General features: G+C 71.9%; 15 protein-coding genes. 9 read left to right on the top strand and 6 right to left on the bottom strand.

Going from position 1 to position 15270, the window contains the following annotated elements:
* Positions 1-33: 33 nt before the first annotated feature.
* Together MUY22_RS46745 and MUY22_RS46740 are read right to left on the bottom strand one after the other, a co-directional pair.
* Positions 34-468, bottom strand: a complete 435-nt coding sequence (locus tag MUY22_RS46745; protein WP_247054633.1) for a phospholipase — start codon at positions 466-468, stop codon at positions 34-36.
* Positions 469-573: 105 nt separating this feature from the next.
* The gene (locus MUY22_RS46740) at positions 574-1092 is read right to left on the bottom strand and encodes an amino-acid N-acetyltransferase (protein WP_371827714.1); all 519 of its coding nucleotides are present in this window, start codon (positions 1090-1092) and stop codon (positions 574-576) included.
* A gap of 87 nt (positions 1093-1179) precedes the next feature.
* Here MUY22_RS46740 and rimO point away from each other — a divergent pair, with 87 nt between their 5' ends.
* The 7 genes from rimO to atzF all read left to right on the top strand — a co-directional run bounded on the left by rimO (position 1180) and on the right by atzF (position 8907).
* Entirely contained in the window at positions 1180-2616 is a 1437-nt protein-coding gene (rimO, locus tag MUY22_RS46735; protein ID WP_247054629.1) for a 30S ribosomal protein S12 methylthiotransferase RimO, read from the top strand.
* Positions 2613-3263, top strand: coding sequence for a CDP-diacylglycerol--glycerol-3-phosphate 3-phosphatidyltransferase (pgsA, locus tag MUY22_RS46730; protein WP_371827552.1), 651 nt, complete (start codon positions 2613-2615; stop codon positions 3261-3263). Before rimO ends, pgsA begins: the two co-directional genes overlap by 4 nt.
* Positions 3264-3265: 2 nt before the next feature.
* The gene (locus MUY22_RS46725) at positions 3266-3727 is read left to right on the top strand and encodes a CinA family protein (RefSeq protein ID WP_247054627.1); all 462 of its coding nucleotides are present in this window, start codon (positions 3266-3268) and stop codon (positions 3725-3727) included.
* A gap of 98 nt (positions 3728-3825) precedes the next feature.
* On the top strand, positions 3826-4293 hold the full coding sequence (locus MUY22_RS46720; RefSeq protein WP_247054625.1) for a helix-turn-helix domain-containing protein: 468 nt from the start codon (positions 3826-3828) through the stop codon (positions 4291-4293).
* A gap of 246 nt (positions 4294-4539) precedes the next feature.
* Positions 4540-5382: a PspA/IM30 family protein gene (locus MUY22_RS46715; RefSeq protein ID WP_247054623.1), complete on the top strand. Its 843-nt coding sequence runs from the start codon at positions 4540-4542 to the stop codon at positions 5380-5382.
* Positions 5383-5414: 32 nt separating this feature from the next.
* Positions 5415-6422, top strand: coding sequence for a hypothetical protein (locus MUY22_RS46710; RefSeq protein ID WP_247054621.1), 1008 nt, complete (start codon positions 5415-5417; stop codon positions 6420-6422).
* 730 nt (positions 6423-7152) lie between these two features.
* Positions 7153-8907, top strand: a complete 1755-nt coding sequence (gene atzF / locus MUY22_RS46705; protein ID WP_247054619.1) for an allophanate hydrolase — start codon at positions 7153-7155, stop codon at positions 8905-8907.
* On the opposite strand, the gene MUY22_RS46700 is transcribed toward atzF, so the two are convergent.
* From MUY22_RS46700 to MUY22_RS46685, 4 genes are all read right to left on the bottom strand, one after another.
* The gene (locus tag MUY22_RS46700) at positions 8879-9916 is read right to left on the bottom strand and encodes a quinone-dependent dihydroorotate dehydrogenase (protein WP_247054617.1); all 1038 of its coding nucleotides are present in this window, start codon (positions 9914-9916) and stop codon (positions 8879-8881) included. The genes atzF and MUY22_RS46700 overlap by 29 nt on opposite strands.
* A 65-nt stretch (positions 9917-9981) precedes the next feature.
* A complete protein-coding gene (locus MUY22_RS46695) occupies positions 9982-10542 on the bottom strand; it encodes a GNAT family N-acetyltransferase (RefSeq protein ID WP_247054615.1) in 561 nt (186 codons plus the stop codon).
* Between the two features lie 573 nt (positions 10543-11115).
* Positions 11116-11925, bottom strand: coding sequence for a DNA-formamidopyrimidine glycosylase family protein (locus MUY22_RS46690; protein WP_247054613.1), 810 nt, complete (start codon positions 11923-11925; stop codon positions 11116-11118).
* A gap of 3 nt (positions 11926-11928) precedes the next feature.
* On the bottom strand, positions 11929-12822 hold the full coding sequence (locus tag MUY22_RS46685; RefSeq protein WP_247054611.1) for a ParA family protein: 894 nt from the start codon (positions 12820-12822) through the stop codon (positions 11929-11931).
* A 115-nt stretch (positions 12823-12937) separates the two neighbouring features.
* Here MUY22_RS46685 and MUY22_RS46680 point away from each other — a divergent pair, with 115 nt between their 5' ends.
* Both MUY22_RS46680 and dinB read left to right on the top strand, forming a co-directional pair.
* The gene (locus tag MUY22_RS46680) at positions 12938-13666 is read left to right on the top strand and encodes a bifunctional 2-polyprenyl-6-hydroxyphenol methylase/3-demethylubiquinol 3-O-methyltransferase UbiG (RefSeq protein WP_247054609.1); all 729 of its coding nucleotides are present in this window, start codon (positions 12938-12940) and stop codon (positions 13664-13666) included.
* Between the two features lie 248 nt (positions 13667-13914).
* On the top strand, positions 13915-15129 hold the full coding sequence (gene dinB, locus MUY22_RS46675; protein ID WP_247064457.1) for a DNA polymerase IV: 1215 nt from the start codon (positions 13915-13917) through the stop codon (positions 15127-15129).
* The last annotated feature ends 141 nt before the right edge of the window (positions 15130-15270 follow it).

The following is a 15270-nucleotide window of genomic DNA, read 5'->3' as shown; positions in this document are numbered from 1 at the left end:
ACAGTCCGGGCCAGGAAGGCGGTCAGAACCGGCTCAGCCGCCGAACTTGCGGACGGCCTGGTAGTACGTCCAGGCCGCGCCCTTGCACACCACGTTCGACCCGCAGACGCTCTTCAGGTCGCTGTAGAGGTTGTCGTCGATCTTCAGGCGGTTCGCCGAGGTGAACCGGCCCTGCTTCTTGTAGTTGCGGTACCCGAAGTCGTGCCGGTGGCAGCCCGGCAGGAACTGGAAGCCGAACGGGGTGTCCGGCGACCAGGAGCAGCCGTCGGACGACCAGTCGAGCTGGCCGTTGTAGGGCTTCTGCGCCCGGGTGGACTCGAAGCCGGACAGCGAGGTGTGGAAGAGGTACTGGTCGGTGACCGTCGGGATGTCGACGGCCGCGGCGGTGCCGGTGCCCAGCAGGGCCCCCAAGCCGACAGTCACGGCCACCGTCGTGGTGGCCCCCAGGTTCCGGAGTGTCGTGCGCATCGTGTGCGTTCCCTTGCTGATCAAGTGGACGATTTGCCCGACCAGCTTCGAGTGCGCTTTGTCCCGCCGTCACCGCCCGAAAGGAGGATGTTCGGTGAATTTCCCTCAGAGCTGGAGCAACATGCGTGAATTGCCCAGGGTGTTGGGCTTGACATACGGCAGGTCGAGGAACTCGGCGACGCCGGTGTCGTGCGAGCGCCGCATCTCCTCGTAGACCTCGTGCGACACCGGGGTGCCGTCGATCTCCACGAAACCGTGGCCGGCGAAGAAGCCGGTCTCGAAGGTCAGCACGAACAGCCGCCGGAGACCGAGCTCACGGGCCTCGTCGACGAGCCGGGCGACCAGCAGCCGCCCGACACCCTGGCCGCGGGCGGCCTTGTCGACCACCACGGTGCGCAGCTCGGCGATGTCCTCCCAGAGGACGTGGAGGGCGGCCGCGCCGAGCACTTCGCCCGCCGCTTCGGCGATCCAGAACTCCTGGACGGCCTCGTAGAGGGTGACCAGGTCCTTCTCCAGCAGCACGCGGCCCGCGTCCGCGTCAACCAGGGCCTTGATCTTGCGGATGTCGGCGATCCGGGCACGGCGGACGGTCGGGCGGGGCGAGTCGGACGGCACGAGCGTCAACTCAACCACACGGCGCTGGAGGCGTGATCGCACGACCGGGCTACGCCGTCGTCGGACCGGCGAGGACCGGCGGCTACCCTGAACGTCGTGCCTTCTCCCACCACGGAACCTGCCGCCACCCGACGCGTCTCCCTGCTGACCCTGGGCTGCGCCCGCAACGAGGTCGACTCGGAGGAGCTGGCGGGCCGGCTGGCGGCCGGCGGCTGGGAGCTGGCGGCCGATCCGGAGGACTCCGACGTCGTGGTGGTCAACACCTGCGGCTTCGTCGAGTCGGCCAAGAAGGACTCCGTCGACACGCTGCTGGCGGCCTCCGACACGGGCAAGAAGGTCGTCGCCGTCGGCTGCATGGCCGAGCGCTACGGCCACGAGCTGGCCGACAGCCTGCCCGAGGCGGACGCCGTCCTCGGCTTCGACCACTACGCCGACCTTTCCGACCGCCTGGACGACGTCGTCGCCGGCCGCAAGGTCGCCTCGCACACCCCGGGCGACCGCCGCAAGCTGCTGCCGATCAGCCCGGTCCAGCGGCCCGCCGCGGCCGAGAACGTCGAGGTCCCGGGCCACGCGCAGCACGGCTGGGGCCCGCGGGTGCTGCGCACGCGCCTCGACGACTCCCCGGTGGCCGCGCTGAAGATCGCCTCCGGCTGTGACCGGCGCTGCTCGTTCTGCGCCATCCCGTCGTTCCGCGGCTCCTTCGTGTCGCGGCAGCCGGACGAGATCGTCGCCGAGGCCATGTGGTTGGCCGAGCACGGCGTCAAGGAACTGTTCCTGGTCAGCGAGAACTCGACGTCCTACGGCAAGGACTTCGGCCGCGACGGCGCCACCGCGCTGGAGCGGCTGCTGCCGCGCCTGGCGGAGATCGACGGCATCGAGCGCGTCCGCGTCTCCTACCTGCAGCCGGCCGAGACGCGCCCGCAGCTGGTGAAGGCCATCGCGACCACGCCGGGTGTCGCCGAGTACTTCGACCTGTCGTTCCAGCACTCCAGCGAGCAGGTGCTGCGCCGGATGCGCCGGTTCGGCTCGACCGACTCCTTCCTCGCGCTGACCGAGCAGATCCGCGAGTACGCGCCCGAGGCGGGCATCCGGACCAACGTGATCGTCGGGTTCCCCGGCGAGACCGAGCACGACCTGGCCGAGCTGGAGCGCTTCCTCACCGGCGCCCGGCTCGACGCGGTCGGCGTCTTCGGCTACTCCGACGAGGACGGCACGGAGGCCGAGGGCTTCGAGGGCAAGCTCGACCCCCAGGTGGTCACCGAGCGCGTCACGCGGATCTCGGCGCTGGTCGAGGAGCTGACCTCGCAGCGCGCGGAGGACCGGATCGGTACCTTCGTCGACGTCCTGGTCGAGCTGGACGACGACGGCGAGCTGACCGGCCGCGCCGCGCACCAGGCCCCCGAGGTCGACGGCGAGTGCGTCATCCTCGACGCCCCGGAGAAGACCCAGGTGGGTGATTTCCTCCGCTGCGAGGTCGTCGACTCGGCGGGTGTCGACCTGATCGTGCGCGCGGCACCGGACGCCGACCGGTGAGTGCGCTCCCGAGCGACGCCGCGGACGAGGGCCTGGCCCCGCCGGCCGCGGAGACGACGGCGCAGGTCCCGGAGGCGACCCCGGTCCCGACCCTGAACCTCGCGAACCTCCTGACGCTCTCGCGGCTCGTGCTGGTGCCGCTGTTCATCGCGGCGCTGTTCACCGGCGACGGCGTCGACACCACCTGGCGCGCGATCGCGACCGGGCTGTTCGCCGTCGCCTCCGCGACCGACCAGCTCGACGGCTGGGTGGCCCGCAAGTACGGCCTGATCACCGACTTCGGCAAGATCGCCGACCCGATCGCGGACAAGGCGCTCACCGGCGCCGCGCTGGTCGGGCTGAGCATCCTCGGCATGCTCGGCTGGTGGGTCACGATCGTGATCGCCGTCCGCGAGATCGGCGTCACGCTGCTGCGCTTCTGGGTGATCCGCCACGGCGTGATCCCGGCCAGCCGCGGCGGCAAGGCCAAGACGATGGCCCAGATCGCCGCGATCACGGCGTACCTGCTGCCGCTGCCGGCCGGCGCCGACCCGGTGCGCTGGGCGCTGATGGGCCTGGCGCTGGTGCTGACCGTGGTCACCGGCGTCGACTACCTGGTCCGGGCGGTGCGCCTGCGCGCGGCCGGGCGCCGGGTCACCGGGAACTGAGCGTGGACGAGAAGGCCCTGGTCGCGGCGCTGCGGGCCCGGGGCGAGACGGTCGCGGCCGCCGAGTCGCTGACCGCCGGGCTGGTCTGCGCCACCCTGGCCCGGGTGCCGGGGGCGAGCGCGGTCCTGCGCGGCGGCCTGGTCGTCTACGCCACCGAACTGAAGACCGCGCTGGCCGGGGTGGACCCCGAGCTGCTCGCCGAGCACGGCGCGGTGCACCCCGAGGTCGCGGCGCAGCTGGCCGTCGGCGCGCGGGTCCGCTGCGGGGCCACCTGGGGCCTCGGGCTCACCGGTGTGGCTGGGCCCGCCGCCCAGGACGGGGTCGCGCCGGGCACCGTGCACGTCGGGCTCGCCGGGCCGGGGACACACACAGTCCGTACCCTGGCCTTGAGCGGCGACCGGGACTTGATCAGGACCGCGTCGGTCCGCGCCGCGTTTGCCCTGCTCGGGGAACATCTGGCGTGAATCGGGCGTTCGCCCTTGGCGTACGGGCACCCAAATCCTGCGCCCGGGGCGCCGCTCTGGGTAACGTAGGGGGTACTTGTACGGAAGGGAGGCGCGTGATGACCGTGCTGTTGCGTGAGGCGATCGGTGATCGGCTCCGTCATGCCCGCACCAACCAGCGTCGTACGCTGCGCGACATCTCCCGCGCCGCCAGGGTCAGCCTCGGCTACCTCTCCGAGGTGGAACGCGGCCAGAAGGAGGCGTCGAGCGAGCTGCTCGCGTCCATCTGCCAGGCCCTGGACCTTCCGCTCGGCGAACTGCTGCATCACGTGGCAGCGGACGTTTCGGCCCTCGACAACGTCGAGGTCGCGCCGGTCGACGAGCGGATCGTGGACGGCGCGCCCCGGGAGAAGGTGCCCGACCGCGGTGCGAAGGCTTCGGCGGCCGGGATCGAAGGCGGCCGCCTGATGTCCGAGCTGATCGGCAACGACCTCGCGGACCTGCGGGTTTCGCCGGCGCCGCGGATGAACACCACCCTGCGCACGACGATCGGGCAGCCGAAGCTGGCCTCCACGATCGCCGCATAGTCACGAATCGGACACGACGACGGCCCCGGGCAACGCGCCCGGGGCCGTTCGCGTGGGATACCCGTGGGATACCGGGGTGATCAGGGGGTGAACCCTGAAATCCCCCGGGGTCGCCTGGAATGGACGTGGCCGACCTGACACGATGGAACCCAACGCCGGGGTCGGTGCGTTGCATGTGCAGGGGAGCGACGCCCCACCACCCCGAGTACTCAAGGCCCGTGGGACGCAAGAAGGCAGGCGGAGGAGATGGCCAACCCGTTCGTGAAGTTCTGGAAGTACATGATGGCGGCGTTCTCGTCGAAGATCGACGAGCACGCCGACCCGAAGGTACAGATCCAGCAGGCCATCGAGGAGGCGCAGCGCAACCACCAGGCGCTGACGCAGCAGGCCGCCTCCGTGATCGGCAACCAGCGTCAGCTGGAGATGAAGCTCAACCGGCAGCTCAGCGACGTCGAGAAGCTGCAGGCCTCGACGCGCCAGGCCCTCGTCCTCGCGGACGAGGCCCGGGGCAAGGGTGACGAGCAGAAGGCGACCGAGTTCGAGACCGCCGCGGAGAGCTTCGCGACGCAGCTCGTCACGGCCGAGCAGAACATCGAGGACCTCAAGACGCTGCACGACCAGTCGCTGCAGGCGGCGGCCCAGGCCAAGAAGGCCGTGGAGCGCAACTCGCAGATGCTGCAGCAGAAGCTGGCCGAGCGCACCAAGCTGCTCTCGCAGCTGGAGCAGGCGAAGATGCAGGAGCAGGTCTCCGCTTCGCTGAACCAGATGAGCCAGCTGGCCGCGCCGGGCAACACGCCGTCGCTGGAAGAGGTCCGCGACAAGATCGAGAAGCGCTACACCACGGCGCTGGGTCAAGCGGAACTCGCTCAGAACTCGGTCCAGGGCCGCATGATGGAGGTCCAGGCCTCCACCACGCAGTTCGCCGGGCAGTCGCGGCTCGAGCAGATCCGCGCGTCGATGCGCGGCGACTCGGTCGCCCAGGTGACCGACGGCGGCGCGGCGGCCCAGAAGCCGGCCGCCAGCTCGGCCGACATCCAGCGTGAGATCCAGGCGCGCGTGCAGGCGGAGCAGGGCAAGAACCCGGCTTGACGCCGGGGCCGGAGCCGAACCAGGGGGCGGGCATGGGACAGCAAGGCAGAGGCCGGGACTTCAGCGAGTTCGGCGCCAAGCTCGACAAGCACATCGAGAAGCTGCCCGAATACGCCCAGCGCGCCCAGGAGAAGCTCCAGAAGGTCCAGAGGTACTTCCCGCCGGCCGATCAGGCCGGCGGGAAGCCCGGAACCGCCCGGCCGCCCTACCAGCGGCCGAACCCGCTGCAGCGGCCGCGGACGTCCGGGTCGCGGATGCCGGACCTGTCGTCGTTGGCGTCCGTGGCGAACCAGGTCCCGGCCTTCGCCGAGGCCCGGACCAAGTGGAACCGGTGGAACGACCCCGCCGCGAAGCTGGAACGCCGCAAGCGCCGGACGTCACGCGCGCTGACGCTGTGGATCCTGCTGACGATCCTGTGCGGCGTCCTCGCCGTGGCCGCCGGCGTGGGCTGGGTCAGCGCCACCGGCGCCGCGATGATGCCGCAGGCGATCATGGCCTTCGCCGGGGCCGTGGTGTTCGGCACCTTCGGCGTCCGGTCCGGGCTCAAGCTCCGCGGCCTCAACCGCGTCCAGCTGCCGGCCACCCCGGCCGGCCCGCCCCCGCTGCCGCCCGCCGGGTCGGTGGCGCGCGAGCCGATGGAACGGCTGGCCGAGGGCGAGGCGTCGCTGTTCGAGCTGCTGCGCCAGCTGTCGGTGCCGTCCTCGGTGGGCACGATGCCGGTCTCCGAAGTGTCCGTCGCGGACGCCCGCCAGACGGCCGACGAAGCCGCCGCCGCCTTGCGCGGCCTGGCGGCCCGCATCCAGGCGATCGAACGCGGCCGCAACGCCGCTCCCGCCCGCGAGCGCGCGGCGCTGGACGCGGCGGTCGCCAAGCTCCGCGAGCAGCTCGACGACGGCCTCGAAGGCTACGGCGGCCTGGTCGCCGCGGCCGGCCACACGGTCGCCGCCGCGGGCGACGGCCTGATCACGTCCAAACAGGCCCTCACCGACGCCACGGACCGCCTGGCCGGCCTGGCCATGGCCCTCCGCGAACTCTCCTGACGGGACCACCACCCGCACCCACGTGATCCGCCGCGCACCTCACGTGATCAGACCCGCAACTCGCGTGACCACACCCGTAACCAGTGTGATCAGACCCGGAACTCGCGTGACCACACCCGTAACCAGTGTGATCAGACCCGGAACTCGCGTGACCAGGCCCGTGACTCGCCAGTTACGGCCTCAATCACGCGAGTTACGGGCCTAGTCACGCGAGTTACGGCCTCAATCACGCGAGTTACGGGCCTAATCACGCGAGTCCCGTCTCCAGTCACGCGAGACCCGGGTTTCAGTGCGCGAGCCGACCCTCTAGGTACGCGAGCCGACTGTCTGGTCGCGTGTCGACCGTCCACACGCGTGAGTTGACTGTCCACTCACGCGTGTTGACCCTTCCGTCACACCTGGCGGCGCGCCGATCACGCGAAAACGGCCCGCACTGAGCCGTTCAGGTGCCCCGCTCTGCCATCCGGGTGCCGTCAAGCGGCTCCGGACCCGTCCGGTCACGCGGCGTGCGTGATCGTGCGTTTCACCCCGGCGTCGCCGCCTGTTCACCCCTTGGTCCCGAAACACGCGCGTAATCGGAAACCGGTAGCGACGGAAACGTGCACGACCTAACGTTTCTGTCATGCAAGCAGTGGTGGCACCCGACGGAAGGCCCGCCGTGCTCTGAGGTTCGCCGGCGCCGACCGTACACAGTGGACTTTCTCGCTTTCCGCCGAGGAAAGGACGCCCCGTGAACACGCTCCCGCCGGAACCGGACCCCGCCCCGCCCACACCACCGAGCGCATCCCAGCGCGTGATCGCGGCCTTCGAGCGCATCTCCGAGGTCGACCGCCCCGAGCTCTGGACCACCCTGCGCGCGATCGAGGACGTCCTCGTCGACGCGAAGGCGGTCGACGAGCGCGTCAAGGCGGGGGAGAACCTGCCCCTGGCGGGCACGGTCGTCGCCGTGAAGGACGTGATCGACGTCGCCGGGCAGCCCACCACCGCGGGCTGCCCGTCGTTCGCCCGGGTCCCGGAGACCTCCGCCACCGTCGTCGCCCGGCTCACCGCGGCCGGCGCGGTCGTGCTCGGCAAGACCAATCTGGACCAGTTCGGCTACGGCCTCACCGGTACCCGCAGCCCGTACGGTGCCGTGACCTCGGCGTGGGACCGGACGAAGGTCGCCGGCGGCGCCAGCTGTGGTTCGGCCGTCGCCGTCGCGCTCGGCGTCGTCGACTTGGCCCTGGGCACCGACACCGCGGGCTCCGGCCGGATCCCGGCCGCGCTGAACGCCGTCGTCGGGCTGAAGCCGACGCTCGGCCTGCTCCCGATGACCGGCGTCCTGCCGACGTCGCGCTCCTACGACAGCGTCTCCGTGTTCGCGACCGGCCTGGCCGCCGGCCGCCACGCGCTCGCCCTGATGACCGGCCCGGACGGCGTCGATCCCGGCACGCGCCCCTGGCCCGCCGACGTCCGCCTCGGCGCCGGCGACCACCCGCGGATCGCGATCCCGGACAAAGCCGGCCTGGCCCCGCTGAGCGCCGCGGCCCGGCTCGCGTTCGAGGACACCGTGACGCGGCTGGCCGTGACGGGCGCGATCATCGAACCGATCGCCTTCGACGCCTTCCGCGAGGCCGGCGAACTGGTCTACACCGGCTCGCTCGACGCCGAGAGCTACGCCGTGATCGGGGAGTTCCTCGGCAAGGACCCGGCCGACGCCGACCCGACGGTCGCCACCCTGATCCACGCGGCCGGCGGCCACACCGCGCACGCGTTCGCCGCCGACAAACACCGGCTCGCCGAGCTGAAGGTCCGGGCCGCGCGGGCGCTCGACGGGTTCGACGCGCTCCTCGTGCCGACGGTGCCGGACCACCCGGACCTCGCCGAAGCGCTGGCCGACCCGATCGGCGTGAGCCACCGCCTGGCCACCTACAGCTCGTTCGTGAATGTGCTCGACCTGGCCGCGGTCACCGTCCCGGTGCTGCCGGGCGACCGCCGCCCGTTCGGCGTCACCTTCGTGACGCGCGCGTTCGAGGACCAGATCGCCCTCGACCTCGCCACCGTCTGCACGGACGAGCCGATGACGCACTACCCGGAGCCCGGCGAGGACCTCGTCGTGTTCGGCGCGCACCTGCGCGGCCAGCCGCTCAACTCCCGGCTCACCGAGCTCGGCGCCCGCTTCACCGGCCCGGTCCGGACCGCCGAGCGGTACCGGATGGTGCTGCTGGCCACCGAACCGCCGCAGCCGGGCGTGCTCGACGACGTCGACGGCAGTGGCCTGGACGGCGAGCGCTGGCGGCTGTCCCCGGCCGCGCTGGGCCGGTTCGCCGCCACGCTGCCGGAGCCGTTCGTGCTGGCCCGCGTCGAGCTGGAGGACGGGTCCCGCGTCCTGGCCGTCCGGTGCGAGAAGGACGCGACGACGGCAGCGCCGGGCCTGGAACGCTACGAGTCCTGGCGCGGCTACGTGCGCTTCACGTCTACCGCCGGGCCGCGAGGCCACGGCTGACGCGGCGCACCAGACCCGGCCCGTGCAGCGCGAACCCGGTGTAGAGCTGCACGAGCGACGCGCCGGCGTCCACCAGCCGGACGGCGTCGTCCGGGCCGAGGATGCCGCCGACGCCGATGATCGGCAGGCTCCCGCCGGTGTGGTCGTGCACGAAGCGCACGACCTCGGCCGCGCGGGTGGTCAGCGGCCGGCCGGACAGCCCTCCCGCCTGTCCGGCCAGGCCGCTCTCCGCGGCCGCGATGCCGTCGCGGGACAGGGTCGTGTTGGTGGCGATGATCCCGGCGACGCCGTGCTCGAGGCTGACCTCCAGCAGCTCGGCCAGCGCGTCGTCGGTCAGGTCGGGGGCGACCTTCACCAGCACCGGCGTCGGCGTGGCGCCACCGGCCAGCTCGACGGACGTCGCCCGCAGCTCGCTGAGCAGCTCGGCCAGCGCCGCGCGGTCCTGCAGCTGACGCAGCCCCGGCGTGTTCGGCGAGCTGACGTTGATCGCGAAGTAGTCGGCGTACGGGTGCAGCGCGCGCAGCGAGAACCGGTAGTCCTCGACGGCGTCTTCGAGCGGCGTGACCTTCGACTTCCCGATGCTGATCCCGAGCGGCACGCCCGGTTTGCCCTCCCGGGCGAGCTTCGCCGCGAGCGCTCCGGCGCCGTCGTTGTTGAAGCCCATGCGGTTGATGACCGCGTCGGTCTCGGGGAGGGTGAACAGCCGCGGCTTCGGGTTGCCCGGCTGCGCCAGCCGCGTCACGGTGCCGACCTCGACGAAACCGAAGCCGAGCCCGGCCCACGCGGGCAGCGCCCGGCCGTTCTTGTCCATCCCGGCGGCGAGGCCGACGCGGTTCGGGAAGCGCAGGCCCAGCGTCGTCACCGGGTCGTCGACGCGGCTGACGCGGCTCAGCACCGAGGTGGCCTTGCCGAGGCGGGAGAGGACGCCGATCGTGCGCTCGTGCACCAGCTCGGGGTCGTGGTAGGACAGCCGGTACAGCGCCGGGCGGACGATCTTGTCGAAGAACACGCCCTCATGCTGCCAAATCGCCCGGACCGCGCGACCGGAGCGTCACCTCGACGTGAACGAGCCCACTACTCGCGGTCCTTCCACTCGTCCTCGAGCATCGCGAAGACGAGCTCGTCGGTCCACTCGCCCTTGACGATCTCGTTCTCCCGCAGCCGCGCTTCCTCACGCATGCCGAGGCGCTGCATGAGCGCGGCGGAGGCGGTGTTGCGGCCGTCGCAGCGGCCGATGATCCGGTGCAGCCCCAGGTCTTCGAAGCCCAGGCGCAGCAGCTCGGTGGCGGCTTCGGCGGCCAGGCCCTTGCCGTGGTGGTCGGGGTGGAAGACGAACCCGATCTCGCCTTGGCGGTGCTCACTGCTGAGCCACTCGAGGTTCAGGTCGCCGATCAGCTGCCCGGTCTCGGCCAGCTCGACCGCGACGGCCAGGAGCTGCCCCTCGTGCGTCAACGTCGAGCTGTGCACCCGTTTCGCGAGCGCGGCGGCCGATTCGGCGCGGCTGCGCGGGCCCCAGTACAGGTAGCGGGCGACGTCGGAGCGGGACTGGAAGGAGTTCAGCGCGTCGAGGTCGTCGGGCGTGAACGGGCGCAGGAGCAGGCGTTCCGTGGTGATCGGGTAGTCGGGCCTGAGCATGGTTCCAGGCTAGCGACGGTTGACCCGTTCGGGGGACAGAACGGCGAAACCGGATCGGCGAAGACGAAGGTCGGATCGCCGGGCGGTCATCGACCGCCGATCGGCGGGATGACCTGCACAAATGAGCGGTATTGGGGTACCCCCAGGGGGTCTCTCGAACGCCGTCAAACGCTCGAGCCCGGGCCGGACCGGTGCCCGGGAACCCTGGGGGCCCGGTGACTGCCTGGTATTCGCTATCAGGCAAACACGGGAAGCAGGCGATGAGCCGAAGGTGGCTCCGTTGTATCGCTGCTCAAAGTCCCATCTCGTGCCATCCGCTAGCGGACAGTCACCTCACGAGTCCTGTTGGAATACAACTTAGGACCACCTCCTCTCTCGTGTACCGCCACGCTAAACGAAGTTCCCGCGACCCGGCAACGTCATTTGCCGGATCTCACTTTTCAGGAGAGCTTTCCGCGCGTCACCGAGGAAGGACGCGTCGACGGCGGTGACCCGGCCCGTGCGCACGTTCGACGCCGGGCGTTCGCGGAGCGCGAACACGAGGGTCTCCGCGCCGGCCCGGTCGGGGTCGGCTCAGCGCGTGGGAGCGGGGCCGGACTGGCACTTCGGGCAGAACCACGTCGGCCGCTGCCGGACGTCGTGGCCCTGCGTGCGCACCAGGGTGGGGCCGCCGCAGCGGAAGCAGCCCTGGCGGGTGCGCTCGTAGACCCAGTTCTTCCGGTTGCGGTCGAGGTGGCCGGTGGTGCTCTGGTCGAACCGCCCGGAGGCGGCGTTGGCCAGCAGCAGCTTCCGGCCCAGCGCGACCGTTTGCGCGGCGTCCACTTCGGACACCGGCGTCCACGGCGTCACGCCGAGCAGGAAGCACATCTCGCACTTGTACAGGTTCCCGACGCCCGCCATCACGCGCTGGTCGAGCAGCGCCAGCCCCAGCTCGCGGGCCGGCTCGGCGGCCAGCGCGGCCGTCGCCCGGGCCGCGTGCTCGTCCGTCCACTGTGGATCGAGCAAGTCCGGGCCGAGGTGGGCGACGAGGTCGCGTTCCTTCGACGCGGGCACGAGCCTGAGGTCGTGGACGCGGAACCCGATCACCTGGACGTCGGCCGCGGTCAGGACCACGCGGGCGTGGTGCCCGGGCCGGCGCCACTTCGCGCCGGCCGCGTAGACGTCCCACATGCCGTCCATCATCAGGTGCGAGTGCAGGGTCAGGTCGCCGGAGAAGCGCGTGAACAGGTGCTTGCCGACCGTGCCGACGCCGAGCACGTCACGCCCGGCGAGGTCCACAGTGGCCAGTTGCGGCACGCGGAACTGCCCGCGCAGCAACGTCTTCCCGGCCAGCGCGCGGTCGAAGCGCTTCCCGACGAGGTAGACGGTGTCACCCTCGGGCACGGCTCACCCCGCGGATTCGGACACCTCGGCCGGAGCCGCCTCGGTCTCCGGCGCCGGACCTTCGGGCCAGTCCGGGCCCTCGGGCTCCTCGCCGTGGACGCGGTGGCGCCCGGCGCGGTTGGAGCGCAGGATCTTCGCCAGCACCATGTTGAACGTCAGCGCGATCTCCTGCGCGCCGGGGGAGTGCCACTCGTGGATCGGGCTGCACGCGCCCTGGGCCTGCTGCACGGCCAGCCGGTCGGTGATCGCCGTCGGCATCACCAGCGGGCCGAAATTCTCGCGCAGTTCCGCGATCCGGAACTGGTGCTCGTAGGAGCGCACGCGCAGCTTGTTGACCAGCACGCCGATCGGGCGCAGGTCCGGGTTGAGCTCCTTGCGGATGTTCTCGATGGCTTCCAGGGCCCGGCGGGCGCCGGCGACGGCGTACATCGTCGGCTCGGTGACGATCAGCGCGCTGTCCGCGGCGACCAGCGCCGACTTCGTCAGCCGGCCCAGCGACGGCGGGCAGTCGAGGATCACCAGCTCGTACGGCGTCTCGCGCAGCGGCTCGCGGTGCAGCTCGTCGAGCGCGCGGGAGAAGTTCGCCAGCCGGTCGCTGCCGGCGTCCGGGTCGTTGAGCAGCTCCAGCTCCTCGGTGCCGACGAGGACGTCGACGTCCTCACTCCACACGCTCGGCGCGATCGCGCGCTCGAGTGTCGCGCGGGTGGGGTCCTCGAGCACGTCGGCGAGGGTGGCGTCGGTGTAGGGCGGGTCGAGCGAGGTCGTGGCGTTGCCCTGCGGGTCCAGGTCGACCACCAGGGTCCGCGTGCCCCTGCGCAGGGCGGCGGAGGCCACACCGAGGGCGACCGTCGTCTTGCCGACGCCCCCCTTGAGGCTGAGTACGGCGACCGTGTGCACGACGACCAGCCTACGGGTGGTGGCCAGCGGGGCCACCGGGCCAGGCGTCGTGACTCCGGTTCACCCGAAGGGACCAGCCGGGAGAAACGCCGGACCGGGCACTACTCTGTGCGACATGAAGACGGACACCGTGGCCGCCCGGGGTTCGGGCGCCGTTCGCCGGGTGCTCGAGGCCGAGATCGAGGCCGCCCGCGCCCGGGGCGCCGAGCACCCCGGCGTCGTCGACGTGGGCGGCGGCAGTGGCGGCTGGGCGGTGCCGTTCGCGGCGGCCGGTTGCCAGGTGACCGTCGTGGAGCCGAGCCCCAACGCGCTCGCGACGTTGAAGCGCCGCGCCGAGGAGGAAGGCGTCTCCGATCGCATCACGGTGATCGCCGACGACGCCGACGCGCTCGGCCGCCACATCCCGGCCGGCTCGGCCGACCTGGTGCTGGCGCACGGCCTCCTGGAGATCGTCGACGACCCGGCCGCGGTGCTGGCCGCCCTCGCGGCGGCGGTCGCCCCGGGCGGAGCGGTGTCGGTGCTGGTGGCCAACCGCCACGCGGCGGTGCTGCACCGGGCCCTGGCGGGCCGGGTGGCGGCAGCGCAGCAGCTGCTGACGAGCGCCGACGGCATCGCCCCGGGCGACACGGTCCTGCGCCGCTTCGACGGCGACGGCCTGAAGGCCCAGCTGGAAGCGGCGGGCCTCGAGGTGACCCTGCTGCAGGGCGACCGCGTGATCGCGGACCTGGTCCCGGGCGGCGTCCGCGACGAGGACCTGGCGGCGTTCGAGCAGGCGGCGGCCTCGTCCCCGGCACTGCGGAACATCGCGGGCCGCCTCCACGCGCTGGCCCGCCACCCGGCCTGACCGGACCACCTCAGGCTTCCTGATACGAGCTTTCTCTAGGAAAGATGCGTCCAGGGCGCCTCAGACGCATCTTTCTCGGCGAAAGTGACGTCTCCGGGTCGTCCAGGCGCATCTTTCTCGGCGAAAGTGACGTGTGGGGCCGCCGGGTGTTCACGTCACACGCTGGTGTGCGCATCGCCCGCCCGGAACTGTCGGTGGCAGGCGGTAGCGTCCCCCTCGTGGGGCGAAACGCTGAACTTCCCGGCGGCATGGGCCGGTTCCGGGTCCGGCCGGGGGAACCGCTGCCGGACGACGCCGGCTGCGGAATGCTGCATGTCGACATGGACGCTTTCTTCGTGTCCGTCGAGCTGCGGACGCGCCCCGAGCTGGCCGACCGGCCCGTCGTCGTGTCCGGGGGTGGCCCGCGGGCCGTCGTGGCCGCCGCGAACTACCCGGCGCGCAAGTTCGGCGTGCGCTCGGCGATGCCGTTCTCGACCGCGAAACGCCTCTGCCCGCACCTGATCAACATCCCGCCGACCGCGGGCCTCTACGGCGAGGTCTCCCGCGGCGTGATGGGCATCTTCCGCGACCTCACCCCGCTCGTCGAACCGCTCAGCCTCGACGAAGCCTTCCTGGACGTCAGCGGCGCGCTACGCCGCCTCGGCGCGACGCCGGCCCAGCTCGGCGCGCGGATCCGCGACCGTGTCGCGGCCGAACACGGCATCACGTGCTCGGTCGGCGTCGCGAAGGTCAAGTTCGTCGCGAAGCTCGCTTCGGGCATGGCGAAGCCGGACGGCATGGTCGTCGTGCCCGCTGCGGAGACCCTGGCGTTCCTGCACCCGCTGCCCGTCTCGGCGCTGTGGGGCGTCGGCGCCCGCACCGAGGAGCACCTGCGGCGGCTCGGGCTGGACACCATCGCCGACGTCGCCGCGTTCCCGCCCGACCGGCTGCGCAAGTCGCTCGGCGTCGCGGCCGGCGAGCACCTCTACCGGCTGGCCCGCGGCATCGACGAACGCGAGGTCGTCACCGAGTCGCCGGACAAGTCGATCGGCGCCGAGCACACCTTCGACGTCGACCGGCACGACCGCGCCGAGGTCGGCCTCGAGCTGCTGCGCCTGGCCGAGCGGGTCGGCGCCACGCTGCGCGGGCGGGAGGTGCGCGGCCGGACCGTCTCGATCAAGGTGCGTTTCGCGGACTTCCGGACGATCACCCGGGCCCGCACGCTCGTCTCGGCCACCGACGTCGCCCGCGAGATCCACGCCGTCGCCGTGGCGTTGCTCACGGAGCACGCGCCGACCGGCGCCGTGCGGCTGATCGGCGTCCGGGTCGAAGGGCTCGAAACCGGCGAAGCGGGCGAGCAGCTCGTGTTCGATTCACCGGCGCCGCGGTGGCGGGACGCCGAGGTCGCGGCCGACGTCGCCCGCTCGAAGTTCGGCTCCGCGGCCATCCGGCCGGCCTCACTCCTGGCGCCGCGGGAGCCCTGAACCGGTCACGATCGGCGATCGTGACGGTCCGTCAGCCCCCTTCGGCCCGGATTTACCCCAATTCGATCCCTTCTGGATGCGGGATCGGGTAGTCGTCCGGGCGCGGGCCTCGTATCCTGGACAGTGCCACCCCGCCTGGGG

Origin of the sequence: Amycolatopsis sp. WQ 127309, from assembly GCF_023023025.1 — a bacterium.
Classification (GTDB): Bacteria; Actinomycetota; Actinomycetes; order Mycobacteriales; family Pseudonocardiaceae; genus Amycolatopsis.
Note: the sequence above shows the minus strand (reverse complement) of the source record. Positions and strands in the feature narration are given on the sequence as shown.